The sequence below is a fragment of the Bacillus sp. 0102A genome (genome assembly GCF_036765155.1).
GTDB lineage: Bacteria > Bacillota > Bacilli > Bacillales > Bacillaceae > Bacillus > Bacillus subtilis_G.
This window is the reverse complement of sequence record NZ_JBAIZW010000010.1, coordinates 70,545-82,855: the sequence shown is the minus strand read 5'-3', so window position 1 is coordinate 82,855 and position 12,311 is coordinate 70,545. Positions and strand designations below refer to the sequence as shown.

The window sequence follows — 12,311 nt, the reverse complement described above, 5'->3', positions numbered from 1 at the left end:
CTTCATATGATCATTTCGTTTCTATTCTCTAACCAAAAAAACAGTTTATTCAGAGCTGCTCATTCGTGTTTTCTTCTTTTACCTTTTTGTTTAACTTGAAGCCAATCAAGACATTGATAATCGCAGCTGGAAAATATAAAATTCCTGCACCCATTATTCCTAACGCAGTACTCGAGCCGACGATAAACGACTGCACTTCTGTACTTCTCGACTTTAGACTAAGTAACACAAGAATTCCCGCTAAGATACCTATAAACCGAGCAATACCTGGTATAAAGAAATCGGTTAAAATTCCAAAAAATTGTCCCATGACTGATAACAGGATTCCTAGAATGCTAGAAATCACGACTAGTTTTTTTATACCCTGTCCCCCCCTTTCATTGCCACATTTGAATTTTCCTTATTTCAATGGTACTTGTTAAAAAGCTCTGAGAGAAAGTGATGAACTCTTGCGTGAGCGCCAGCGATTCGGGATGAAAAACAGCATTTTTACATTACATTTGTTTAACATGCTTCTTTTATCTTACTCCTTTAGTCTCTCCAAGGACAGTGCATAACGTGTTAAGCTTTTAATAAAAACTTTGCAAGGAGTGGTTCTTTGCTTAAAGCTTCAAAATTTTTCATTTCATGTGTAGCTTTAATACTGTGCGTGTATTCATTATATAATCAAAGTGTTTTCCTCTTAACCTCTCTCCAAGTACTAGTTGCACTTCTCTTTGTACTAATAGGGGTGGAGGCCCTTATAGAGAAACAAACGAGGTCCGCATATATCTTGTTCGGATCAGCGGCTTTTATACTTGTTGTAAATGCAGTTAAATACATGATCTAACTTAATTTGTACTAATTCCGCTAAATATAGAATCACAAAACCAAAAAATGAAGGCAGCTACAAAAGCAATGACTGTATAAATCATAAGATTAAGTAAATTAAACTTTTTGAGCCTTCTTCTCAACCACAATTCCAAAGGAACAGCAACTACCCAGTAAGTGATGAAAGGTCAAAAGCAATGATGTCAATAGTGACTAATGCGATTGTCATAAAACCGGATAAACAAACATATACAGACCAAAGATCAGACCGTATGAGATACTTGAAAACGCCCGAGTATAAACATAACTTTTTAACTTCTTTTGATTGAGGCTCTTGAGCACCTCCGCATTTTCAAATCATGGTTAAGTTGTTATGTTCAGCTCTGTTAAACTCATCGTAATTTTATATAGTAAAAATAAGTTTCTTCTTCAATATCCTTAAAAAGTTCGTTTAGCTCGAGCTTACTCCTCCAATATATTAAATTATTGTGCTGGTTTTATTTGTTTTTATCTTTTGAAAACGGTATTATCATAGGAATGAATAACGCCCATAACGGAAGTGGCTCTTGGTCACGATAATACCTACTGAAGCAGCCGCTGCATAAATCGTGGTTGGTTTCAATGTAATCCCCCTGATTTTATTTATGTAACTCGAAAGTGTGTAAGCGACTTCCAATACTTGTCACACCAGTATACCATTTTCACTTTGAGTGAACGATAGATTATGATCTTTTTGAAAGACTAGCAATTTATGCACTTCAATGTGCAGATATGACAGACTTTAATCATAATCATTTGAAGCTACTTGATTGGTAAGTGCCGCATGTATTTCAAAGAAAGAATGATGATTTAAAAATCATGACGATCCCTCCGCTCTGTTTTTTTTATTATCGTGTTATACTTAATTAACCTGAAATATGACATATCCAGCAACTTCAGCTACAAGAAGATAAATCATGTACCTCCCATAAATGAATACTTCTTCATCCACATTTTTTTGCCTTTTGAAAATCCATGCGAATAAACCTAATACAGTTAACACTGAGATGATTCAACAATTATTAAAATAGACATTTTTACTCCTATCCGTTTACCTCGCCACTTTCTATTTGTGTATAAAACACAGTCGTTAAAAACCTTCGCCGTTTCTCTTATTCTTACGCCAACAGCGAGCTATTACTGCTGGTATTAATAGCAGAGTACCGACAAAAAGCAACATACAAAAGATGACAAACAGTGCTCCTGTACCCGGCATAATTTCTTCGTAGGTTATAAAGCGTTCCTCCCCCTGCAGGACGAAAAACCGAGAATTTTCGAGAAAAGCTAGATGAAAGGCGATAGATGTCCATAAACTTCCTGTTACAATACGCAAAAGTTGAAGGATGAATCCAAAAGATAACAATAAAATGATGTAATCTAATGTGATAGCTGGTGATTCAATTCCTGCTATATATTGCAAACCACCTACAGTTATAGGTCCAAGCACAAATAGGATCGGCTGCAGGAATAAAGCTATAAAACAGTTAAACCGCCTGTTTAGAGCGTAGTACACCGCACCTCGAAAAGTTAATTCCTCTGGAAAAGCTTCATAAAAGAAAGCGATTATCATATTTAAGAGCAATACTGTAACCAAATGACCAGAGAAGTGAAATCGTGTAATGTTGATCCACCCTAATAAATGAGCGATAGCAAATCCAGATCCAGAAAGAATAATCACATACATTGCTCCCATAATGGCTTTCGGAATGGCTTGCCGCCACCCAGACAGTCCGAGAGAGCAGAATGGTCTACTAGAAAACCGTTTAAGAATAATGTAGAGCAACGGGACAGTAACTAGTGTCACTAAGCCTGCTTGGATACCTTGCTGCAAGAGCTTGGAAGCTCCTGCCTGGCGTGCCATTGAACCGACAAAAGTTGCAAAAAACAGCGCAAAAACGAACGTTCCCCAGCTGAAAAAAACAGCCGCCACCCATTTAAGATGATTGTTTTGTTTTCCGTTTTGGATTGGATGAAATTGCATTTTCACCCCCCTTTCACAGCATGAACAGCATCAAACAAGAAAGCAAATTGAGCAGTCGATCATTAGCTTTCTTATCACAATACGTTCCAGATGCTGTTATTGTTTCAAATTTTTGAATCACCCTGCTTCAATTGTATCGCTTTCTTTCATCATAAAAAAATGCCCCATCATTTCTGGGGCATGGTACTGATTCTATCAATTTACTGTATTCATTAACTCGAAGAAGTATTTGGGTTTTTGGGTCTTATTTAGCTTATACCATGCATGCAATGTATCAGGTGCAAATACATCTAATTTTTTCAGTACTTCCATCGCAAATTCCAGGGGAGCTATTCCTGATGCGGTGACCAAATTCTCATCAGATACTGCAGGTCCCATCTCATAAAATGTTTCTCCTTTATAGTGAGGACAGACCATTTTCAAATAGGCTAAGTCATTGCTTGTGTGCTTTCTAGAATCTAAGTATCCATAACGCGCGAGGCCCTCGGTTGCACCACAAATGGCAGCAACAATCGTGCCAAGCTTTAAAGCTTCGCCAACTTTTTTCAAGATCGATTGATGAATATCTTCTCCCCAAGTATTCCCTCCGGGTAAAATCAGAAGATCTTCACTCTCAAGCGTACACTTATCAAGGGTAATATCTGGTTTTATGTTTAGCCCTCCCATCGTCGTAATCATTTCTTTATGAGCTCCTGCTGTAACTACTTTTAAAGGTGTTGCACCTTTTTTAAAATATCTACCTGAGTTAAGTTCAGCAATTAAATAACCGTATTCCCAGTCTGACATTGTATGAAATACATAGAGATAAACTTTTTTCGTTTGCATTTATTACACTCCCATCACAATTGATCAAGCCCATGAAGATGACTTTCGTGCCATCCTTTTAAATAATGCCCTATGGTGGAAATCTATGCAATTATAAAAATCTGCTACGCTTGCCCTATGATCAATGATGTAACATTTCACATAAGGCTCACCTTTAAAATAGGTGTTTTTCTATTTTGTTCCCCCTTCTGCCCTCAATGCCTTCTTAACTTATAAAAAAACAGAAAACAAGATGAATGAAAAGGGTTTTGTTAAACTAACAGTCAAGGGGAACATTTCATTGGAAATATATCGATTTTACTCTTATTTTGGAATATATATTGGACTTTATGTTTAAGCCTTACTGGTTTTAAACCCTCTTACGGATCAACGCATGCTGAAGCAAAAGCTATAGGAGAAACAAAAATGCCAAGCCGTATAACTACTATAAAATTTGTTCAGCTTGAGAAATGATTTGATGCTATGCTTGGCGTTGTAATTGACACAGGTACAAACAAGGCTATCGCCTATCGGCCAAATGAACGGTTTGCTTAAGCATCAACCTATAAAGTTCTAGCCGCAGCTTTTGTCCTGAAGAAAACTCAATTGAAAAACTTAAAGAAGTCACCCACTACAGCAAAGACGATCTTGTTACATATTCTCCAATCACAGAAAAAACACGTGGATACAGGCATGAGCCTGAAAGAAATCTCAGAGGCTGCTATTCGTTACAGCGATAATACTGCTGGGAACATATTGTTGCAACAACTTGGCGGCCCTAAAGGTTTCGAAAAGTCACTGAAGCAGATTGGGATCATGTAACCAAGGCTAATCGATTCGAGACGGATCTAACTCTGCAGTTCCTGGGGATATTCGTGATAGAAGCACCACAAAAGTACTAGCAACCGACCTTAAAGCTTTTACAGTGGGGCAACAATCTCACGCCTGACAAGCCACGATCTTAACTGATTGGATGCTTCGAACTCGATTTCCAATATTTCGTCCCGTTAAAAGACACTAACATATCAAACCATATCTCAAAATTGGAATCTAAGTTAACCGCATCTTCAATATTATCAAATGAATCTAGATATAACATATAATCTAATCCTTTTCTTGATTTGTTTGTGTCAATGACATATCTCCCATCATAATGATATCTAATTAGGACGTATCCCTCTGGCCCACTATGTTGTAACAAAAACTCTTTATAATCATTAGGGAATGTAACGCCTAACTTCTTTTCTAAATAGACTTTTCGAGTACACTTCTATTAAGGTAAAAAAATATCGGCAGATGCACGAACATCTAACCGATCTGTAATAGAATAGCTCCTTAAAAGCTTCACAGCATCCCATTTGATTCTGGAACTTCCATACTCAAACACTTTGTATTCTCTCGGTTCCGTTACATTTTCATTCGTTGTTACAGTCAACACTTTACTAACTAGTAATGGCTTACCTGATACACTAATCGCTTTTCCCGTATAGCTATATCTATTGTTAGCTATTAAAACCGTATCGGTATACACTGTACCAGATGCATTGGAAAATCTCTGTAAACCTGATTTTCTTGTCCACTATCAACTATCTGACCACATTAATTAAATAGTATTTGCAGTTACTTTTGAGGCATTAAGATTTGTTGGATGGAGGTTCAACATCATCGTATGAGGTTTACATCAATTACGTTATAAAAGGCATTAGAGGTGTCCGCAACATCCCACACCCCTAGAATGACATGATAACCACTGCGATCAGTTGGTACATAAATCTTATGAGATAGATTCGTATCAGCCCTTGAACCATCGTGATCAACAGTACCAATTAATTCAAACTCATCTCTTGTTAAAGGTTTGTTTGGATTCCAATCTTTCTTGGTTATATAATAGTGCCACTTTGTTGTTGCGTGAGGAGCAGTATAGTGCCAAGTAAAGGTATTTAGACCCCCACGTATGTTTTGTTTTACCCAATGATCTGCAGTCTGCCTGTCTAACCCAAAATCAATTTGACCCGAGCCTCCATTTGCTGATGCAATTTTCCCATCTGGTGGACCCGCTGATGGAAACCCTTTTGGTCCTTCTACCGATTGAGGATTATCAACTACGGAACCATATTTTTGAGTAGCTGCAGTCCAACCAATTATTTGTTTTTCTAATGATCCCATGTACGCTCGACTAGCAGGTTCTTTTATATACCCGTGTGCAGATACATCACCTGCAAATAAAGTAGCACCAACACCTAGAACAGCAGTTAGAACAGCACCTTTAATAAAACTCTTCATTACTAACTCATTCCTCCCTTTGTTGTAAAATTTTTCTCTTTCCTACTATAATAATTCATTACATGTGAGGTAATCTCCTTCTTTATTTTTGATCACGTGAAATTTAAAGAACTTCATGTTCCCTCAGCTCCTTTGTTCTTCAGCTTATTGACAAACACTCTTTTCATACAGCTTCCATTTTAGTTACAGATAACGAAACACTTTATCAATCTCTTCTTGATCTTTTCAGCAACTCTATAAAACACATATCATCTCAATATCATTTAACCTGCCGCTCGATATTGGTTTTGTAAATTTTCAAAGTGATCTTGTATTGAATTTTTAATAAAACAGTGCAATTTGAATCAAAAACTGCAGCTGGCTTCTTTACTTTGTTATGTTCTTTCTCCTGAATCGTCTCTAATTTCAGAATCCTTGTAAAAAAAGAATCCATTCTGCAATTCAACATTCGGCTTCATTGTCATTTAGTTTGATTTTGATTTTGATTTTGATTTTGATTTCATGTATTTTAAATGTGAATTTGAAATACAGTCTTGACGTTTATTTAAGAATGTCTCGATGCCTATTTTCATTGGATCATTCTTGCCTAAAATTTTGTTCTGTTTAACTAAACGTGGCACTATAATTGAACTATAGGTTAATAGAAAGAAAACAAAATATTATAAGGAGGAATTTTGTGTTTCAAACCTTAAATCATTTTTTAAAATCTTGGGAGTTCGAAGCCGGTGGAACACAGAAAATACTAAATAGTCTAACTGATGAATCACTTAAACAGGAAATAACTTCAGAAAATTGGACTTTAGGCCGTATTGCTTGGCATACTGTTGCTGCCATTCGCATCATTACCTCAAACACAGACTTAACGTTTCATGCCCCAGCTGAAGATTATCCTGTTCCTACTTCGGCTCAGTTTATAGCAGACAGTTATCATCAAGCCAGTAATGCATTTGTACAGGCATTAAAAACCCAATGGACTGACTATACACTCCAAGAACGTATCAACTTTATTGGGCAACAATTGCCGAATGGTTCACTTTTGATGTTTTTAATTCAACATCAAAATCACCATCGAGGACAAATGACTGTTCTTATGAGACAAGCAGGGTTAAGTGTTCCAGGTATTTATGGTCCAGCAAAAGAGGAATGGACAAAATTTGGTTTGGAACCCCCGCAAATGTAATATAAAGAAATTTACCAAGCATGTTTTGATCAATCTTATTTCAAAACATGTTCTTTTCTTTTGTTCATTTATCAATGTTGTTATTAACATAAATTTGATTAATTTTTATTCCCAACCTAGACTAACTAAATAACATTGCCTGCGTGATCAGGATTATTCGACTTCATCCAATTTTGGTTAAGATCAGCTTTTCCCATTGTTTACACTTATTTGACCTCACCTTATTTTATCCATATTTTTCACATCTCTTTTCTGATTAAAATTATTGTTTTATTGAGATTCCTCATTAAAAAAAGCACTCTGCTTTCTGCTGCAGGTGCGCTTCATCTCTCAATATATGGACATATATCATCATTCCAGATTATTTGGACTTCATAACTCTGTCTTATAGTTGCTGAATCTTTGTTAAAAACTTCTACCTGCTCAACCTTTAAAAACTAAGACGGTATGCCGCCAACATAATTACAACATTAACTAAGAAATTCCTATAACATTGTTCTTCGGGTTTGCATATGAAGAGCTAATTTAGTCCTCAAGCGAATCCTACAAAGAATGATCTCCCCGGCATATAACTTATCCCGTCTTAAGCGAATTGTAATGGTATAGGAGGGATATTTTGTTTGTATCGCCAATGTTGCTGCATTCAATAAAAGAACTTTTGTTCAAGAGGTAAGACTTAAAAATTATTAATAGTTTATTTCCACTCTTCTTCTAAAATAGCGTAATAATATTCATTCCACCATTCATTGCCTTTGGGAATACATTTTTTAAAAAAGCCTTCTCTTCTCATTCCGATTTTCTCCATAACTCGGTATGATGGAATATTCTCAGGTTGACAGGTAGCTATAATCCTATGTAAGTTCATTTCTGTAAATCCATATTCCAAGATAGCTTGTGCTGCTTCAGAAGCATACCCTCTATTTTGATAATTTGGATTAAACACCCACCCAATTTCATATGTATGTTCACCAAAATACTTATAAAAAACAATATGGCCTATAAGACAATCTTCATCTATTAGTACTACAGGAAATTTTTCAGCCTTATCACCTTTGTTTTTATTTACAAATTCTTTTGCATCTTCTTCAGTAAAAACCCCTTCTGGTATATACTTCATAACATTAATATCTGATGTATACTCATATACAGCTTGCCAATCATTTAATTCAAATTCACGTATCAATAACCTTTTTGTTGTTATATGCATTAAAGTGACTCCTATCAAAAGTACTTAAACTTAATCTTTATTTCGATATTAAGACAACAATAACCTCTTTAAATACTATCCTTATTCAACAATTCAAGAAATTTCTGACCAGTGAACAGGCCATGGGATATGATTCATCACAATAAAAGCCCCGCCCTTCTCTTTAATGGGGGGATTTTTTTTCGTTTTTTAAGATAACATTAATCTTCCTTATACGTTTAAATATGATAAAATTTTACATATTAAGATAATTAATCTAGGGGGAATTCTGTTGGAACAAATGATCTCTTCTTCCAAGGTCGGAGTGAAAATTAATGAGTGGTACAAATACATAAGAATGAACCGTGAAGCTGCTGTTACTTTTTATGAGAAAGCGCTTTATGCCCGAAACAAATTCAGCGAGGGGATTATCTTTATGAAACTTAAACATGCATCCGTCTTAATTTTAGCCATTGTTTTTATTGGATTTGCTAGCATTTATTTAACTAGCACTCAAAAAGATGTCCAGAAAGCACGTAGAGGTCATACAGCCAATACTGGTTATACTGATAGTCATTCGTTTGGAGTTTCTAGTAGAGGTCATACATCTAAAATATGTATTAATTCCCCTTCTAAATTTTGAAGAGGTTTTATTAAAATTTTTGTCCGCAAGTAAGTCCAGCTCTGTGAAGTACTGTTCCTGCTGGTGTTAAGAACCTGCTCTCAGAATCGCTTTTCATCCGTATTACTTCTAATACTATCCATAACGAATCCAAACTTTCTTCTCTTTTCGTTATCCAATTCAAATAAACTCAACTGCTGATTAACATCATCCTCAATATTGGATAACGTGACTGAGTTACTTCGTACAGAAAAACTTCTTAGAGAGCATAAGCAGCATCTATAAATATCAAAGGTGATATTTGTGGGAATATTAAAGTTCTTCGACCATAAAGCAAAATAATAAATCATTCCTCTTTCCAATTTCCTAAAAATAAAGGGATGATTTTAAGAAATATCTCATCCCTTTATTTTTAATTAATCCAATAAAGCTTGTGCTGTTTGTTCATCTGTCACCAATACATGGACTAACTTGCCTTCCAATGCTGCTTTTATTGCCTGCACTTTTTCTAATCCACAAGCCACTCCAATAACAAGTGGAATCTCCCTTAATTGATCTAATTCCAACGCAATCACTCTTTCATTCCATGAACTAAGAGATGAGCGGCCATTTTCATCGATGAAATTATAACAAATGTCTCCGACGACATCTGTATGATCAAAATACTCCTGATGTTCCTGACCTAGATAAGACTTCACCATCGTTGAATGTTCAGGAGTTCCCCCGATTCCAACAATCGCTATATGGGATTTGGATGATAAGTTAAAAATGTCTTGTATAGAAGTTTGCCTCATAAATATGTCTTTTGCTTCTTTAGAATCTACCATTACGGGAGCATGAAGAAGCTTGTATTGTGCTTGTAGACTCTCTGCGAGCTTAGCTACAATATGATTAGCATGTATATCTACCCGTTCGTTTCCCATTCCTCCAACTAGCGGAACAAATGTAGCGGACGGATAGGGCTGGCTAGAGGTCATGGCCTTCGCAACTTCATATAAAGTGGTTCCTGCGGAGACCCCTATCGTTTGCCCGTCTCTCATAACTCGCAACAAGTATTTACATGCTGCAGATCCCAATCTGCTTTTCGAGGATTCGCCTCCCAGATTGGGAATGCATACGACTTCACGCAATCCATATAAACGTTCAACTTTTCCTTCGAGTTTTCTATAAGGATGTATCATTTCATCATGAATAATAATTTCTACGATTCCCAAATCTCTTGCTTTTGAAAGATATTTAGAAATAAGAGAGCGACTTACACCGATTTCTTCCGCAATCTGTGATTGATTATGTCCTTCCTCATAGTACATATGAGCTATTTTAACAAACAACCTATTATCTTCAGGTAAGTTCAAATTCGTAACTCCTTTTTTTCTTAATATGTGATCAGATCTCTAGTGGCTCTTATGACATTATTATATAAATTCAATGACACTTCCATTTTTAACTTGCGGAAGCACGTACGGGCTGGCAAACACAGCACCAGGAAGAACTTCTCCGTTAGGCTCGTTGAAGTAGATAGAAATATGACCAAGTTCCTTTAAATTGTTATTGGCTGCGGATCCTACAGCAGTAATACTAAATTCTTGATCATCAACTCTTAGAGTATGCCCTTCTTTAATCGGGCTTTCTGATTGATCTTCTTTAACCTCATGAATGACAGCCACGTCTCTTAACCCCTCTGGTGTTTGTGGCCCAAATAAAATCATTATCTTTTCATCCTCAAATGATAAAGCTAATTCTCCAATTTCTTTTACAATTGACTTATACATATCAATACCCCCATTTTGATCATCATTATAAATTTATTAAAACATTCCAATACTTGCAACATAGGCAATTATAACAGCAAGAACTCCAGTAATAAGACGACTATATAAAACTGCTGGTACACCATATTGTACCGTTTCTGCTTTCGCCTCGCCAAGCGACAAACCAACTGGTATAAAGTCAGCTCCCACTTGGGCATTAATAGCAAATAAAGCCGGCAAGGCAAATTGAGGCGGAATGTTTCCTTTAGCGATTTCAGTTCCAATTAAGACTCCTATAATTTGGGCTATAACGGAACCTGGTCCGAGCACTGGCGATAGGAATGGTAAGGTACAAACAAATGCCAGAATGATTAATCCCCACAAAGAACCAGCCAAAGGTGACAAGATGTGAGCCATAGCATCGCCAATACCTGTGTAGTTAATTATCCCAATGAGCATACTCACAAAAGCCATAAATGGAATGATGTTTTTGATAAGCATGTCTATTGAATCTCGACCAGCTTGATAAAAGGTTCCTGTTACTTTTCCAATTCCTTTCGAAAATCTCATCAGGAAGTTATCTCTATCTTCTCGCTCTTCTTTTTTTACATCATTCTTACTCAAATTTTCCTTCTCATTTGTATTGAGTTGGCTAGGTTCTGATGTATCTTCGGATTCTGATGGGATTTCTGCTTGCTCGTCAGCCAACCTGATTTCTTTCTCTGTAACACCAGAAACAAAGATATCTTCTTTAATATGTTTAGCCAACGGACCTGAAGGTGAAGATGGAAGGACATCCACTGTAGGAATGCGTTTCATCGGATAAAGTCCAATTCTTGCTGTTCCCCCACAATCAATAACAACACACATCATTTCATCTTCCGGAACTGAATTTTTAAAGCCGTCTATAGCTTCTGTTCCCGATACCTGAGCGATCTTTCTTGCGACTGGGTGAATCCCTCCGCCTGTAATAGAAACAACCTTCGTCTTTTTTCCATGGGGTTCAATTTTTAGGCCTGTTCCCCAGCCACCAGAACCTTTATCCACAAAGATTGCACGCTGTTTATTCATGATCGTTCCCCCTCGAGTCATGGTGATTTCTCCTTCAATTAAGAATTCGCTTCCATTCTTTTAGCCAAATATTTTGTGATAAGTTCAGTAATAACCCCCCGTAAAAGCATGATGACAATCGCTATTAGGAAATAGCGAACGGCAAGATCAGACATAGGGTAACCAGCCTCTTTTATCCCATTAGCAATTCCTAAATAGACGAAAAGCTCTCCTGCATTTGCGTAAGGGAATAAAGCTGTAACAGGATGAAAGAAAGTAACTAGTGAATCGAAAAACGCTGGTTTTTGTTTTTCTGGTAAAAACCTTCCAAAGGTATAAGCCATCGGGTTTGTTAATAGTAAGATGGATAGGATAGGCATTAATGTATATCTTAATAACGTATACTTTGCGGCGAACTGAATAACCTTATTGACTCTTTCTTCTCCTATGAACTTAATCATTGCATAGGTAAATGTTAGTAGTACAACTAGAGTAGGAACAATTCCAGTCATTAAATCCATAAACTGTTTACCACCGGCATCAAACATTCCTATAAAGTGTTCGCCGAACCATTGAATCCATTCCATAGAAATCAACACTCCTTT

General features: G+C 36.5%; 13 protein-coding genes and 3 pseudogenes. 4 read left to right on the top strand and 12 right to left on the bottom strand.

Annotated features, from left to right (window positions below; genetic code table 11):
- Positions 1–49 precede the first annotated feature (49 nt).
- Positions 50–229: a permease gene (locus V6D41_RS19855; protein WP_333519424.1), complete on the bottom strand. Its 180-nt coding sequence runs from the start codon at positions 227–229 to the stop codon at positions 50–52.
- 369 nt (positions 230–598) lie between these two features.
- Here V6D41_RS19855 and V6D41_RS19850 point away from each other — a divergent pair, with 369 nt between their 5' ends.
- On the top strand, positions 599–829 hold the full coding sequence (locus V6D41_RS19850) for a hypothetical protein (protein WP_148961639.1): 231 nt from the start codon (positions 599–601) through the stop codon (positions 827–829).
- Between the two features lie 31 nt (positions 830–860).
- Here V6D41_RS19850 and V6D41_RS19845 read toward each other — a convergent pair.
- The 3 genes and pseudogenes from V6D41_RS19845 to V6D41_RS19835 form a co-directional block, all read right to left on the bottom strand.
- A pseudogene (locus V6D41_RS19845) lies at positions 861–1,152 on the bottom strand (UPF0715 family protein); the annotation flags it as partial.
- Between the two features lie 787 nt (positions 1,153–1,939).
- Positions 1,940–2,830 carry a CPBP family intramembrane glutamic endopeptidase gene (locus V6D41_RS19840; RefSeq protein WP_333519423.1) on the bottom strand — a complete coding sequence of 297 codons (891 nt, stop codon included), beginning with the start codon at positions 2,828–2,830 and terminating at the stop codon, positions 1,940–1,942.
- Between the two features lie 195 nt (positions 2,831–3,025).
- Entirely contained in the window at positions 3,026–3,655 is a 630-nt protein-coding gene (locus tag V6D41_RS19835) for a type 1 glutamine amidotransferase family protein (protein WP_333519422.1), read from the bottom strand.
- Between the two features lie 585 nt (positions 3,656–4,240).
- On the opposite strand from V6D41_RS19835, the gene V6D41_RS19830 reads away from it, so the two are divergent.
- Positions 4,241–4,456, top strand: a complete 216-nt coding sequence (locus tag V6D41_RS19830) for a serine hydrolase (protein WP_333519421.1) — start codon at positions 4,241–4,243, stop codon at positions 4,454–4,456.
- Between the two features lie 139 nt (positions 4,457–4,595).
- Here V6D41_RS19830 and V6D41_RS19825 read toward each other — a convergent pair.
- Positions 4,596–4,883 (bottom strand): annotated as a pseudogene (locus V6D41_RS19825) (SMI1/KNR4 family protein); the annotation flags it as partial.
- 413 nt (positions 4,884–5,296) lie between these two features.
- The gene (locus V6D41_RS19820) at positions 5,297–5,917 is read right to left on the bottom strand and encodes a lytic polysaccharide monooxygenase auxiliary activity family 9 protein (RefSeq protein WP_148961636.1); all 621 of its coding nucleotides are present in this window, start codon (positions 5,915–5,917) and stop codon (positions 5,297–5,299) included.
- A 676-nt stretch (positions 5,918–6,593) separates the two neighbouring features.
- On the opposite strand from V6D41_RS19820, the gene V6D41_RS19815 reads away from it, so the two are divergent.
- Complete coding sequence (locus V6D41_RS19815; RefSeq protein WP_333519420.1) at positions 6,594–7,097, top strand: DinB family protein; 504 nt, start codon at positions 6,594–6,596, stop codon at positions 7,095–7,097.
- Positions 7,098–7,791: 694 nt separating this feature from the next.
- On the opposite strand, the gene V6D41_RS19810 is transcribed toward V6D41_RS19815, so the two are convergent.
- The gene (locus V6D41_RS19810) at positions 7,792–8,304 is read right to left on the bottom strand and encodes a GNAT family N-acetyltransferase (protein ID WP_333519419.1); all 513 of its coding nucleotides are present in this window, start codon (positions 8,302–8,304) and stop codon (positions 7,792–7,794) included.
- A 271-nt stretch (positions 8,305–8,575) separates the two neighbouring features.
- Here V6D41_RS19810 and V6D41_RS19805 point away from each other — a divergent pair, with 271 nt between their 5' ends.
- A complete protein-coding gene (locus V6D41_RS19805; RefSeq protein ID WP_333519418.1) occupies positions 8,576–8,926 on the top strand; it encodes a hypothetical protein in 351 nt (116 codons plus the stop codon).
- A gap of 10 nt (positions 8,927–8,936) precedes the next feature.
- On the opposite strand, the pseudogene V6D41_RS19800 reads toward V6D41_RS19805, so the two are convergent.
- The 5 genes and pseudogenes from V6D41_RS19800 to srlA form a co-directional block, all read right to left on the bottom strand.
- A pseudogene (locus V6D41_RS19800) lies at positions 8,937–9,231 on the bottom strand (UV damage repair protein UvrX); the annotation flags it as partial.
- Positions 9,232–9,321: 90 nt separating this feature from the next.
- On the bottom strand, positions 9,322–10,260 hold the full coding sequence (locus V6D41_RS19795) for a sugar-binding transcriptional regulator (RefSeq protein ID WP_148961632.1): 939 nt from the start codon (positions 10,258–10,260) through the stop codon (positions 9,322–9,324).
- Positions 10,261–10,320: 60 nt separating this feature from the next.
- Positions 10,321–10,677: a PTS glucitol/sorbitol transporter subunit IIA gene (locus V6D41_RS19790; RefSeq protein WP_333519417.1), complete on the bottom strand. Its 357-nt coding sequence runs from the start codon at positions 10,675–10,677 to the stop codon at positions 10,321–10,323.
- 36 nt (positions 10,678–10,713) lie between these two features.
- Complete coding sequence (gene srlE / locus V6D41_RS19785; RefSeq protein WP_333519416.1) at positions 10,714–11,727, bottom strand: PTS glucitol/sorbitol transporter subunit IIB; 1,014 nt, start codon at positions 11,725–11,727, stop codon at positions 10,714–10,716.
- 38 nt (positions 11,728–11,765) lie between these two features.
- Positions 11,766–12,293 carry a PTS glucitol/sorbitol transporter subunit IIC gene (gene srlA / locus V6D41_RS19780; protein ID WP_061802825.1) on the bottom strand — a complete coding sequence of 176 codons (528 nt, stop codon included), beginning with the start codon at positions 12,291–12,293 and terminating at the stop codon, positions 11,766–11,768.
- Between the last annotated feature and the right edge of the window lie 18 nt (positions 12,294–12,311).